The sequence below is a fragment of the Halorubrum miltondacostae genome (genome assembly GCF_041379815.1).
GTDB classification, from domain to species: Archaea; Halobacteriota; Halobacteria; order Halobacteriales; family Haloferacaceae; genus Halorubrum; species Halorubrum miltondacostae.
Map to the genome: position 1 here is coordinate 1 of NZ_JBEDNY010000016.1, position 344 is coordinate 344.

1 rRNA gene is annotated in these 344 nt (G+C 56.7%); it reads right to left on the minus strand.

From position 1 onward, the window contains the following. Positions 1-344 (minus strand): 23S ribosomal RNA (locus ABNG04_RS17995); the annotation flags it as partial.

Sequence of the window (344 nt, forward strand, 5' to 3'; positions counted from 1 at the left end):
TGGCCCTCGCAATGCTGCGGCCGTATCGGTTTCCCTGCGCCTTCCCCGGTTCACGGGTTAGACTCGCCAATCAAGTGCACTCCCTGGGTCGTTTTTCAAAACGCACGACACGACGCCGGCTCGTCTCTTTTCCTACTAGAGGATCGCTCCTCGGTCGTTTCAAGAGACGCCTTGTACGCCCTGTCGCTCGATCGCCAGCTGATTTCAGGCCCTATTACACCGCCCTTCTCGGGGTGCTTTTCAGCGTTCGCTCACGCTACTTGTTCGCTATCGGTCTCGAGGAGTGTTTAGCCTTCTCAGGGGATGCCTGAGATGTTCATAGAGGATATCCGACCCCTACTACT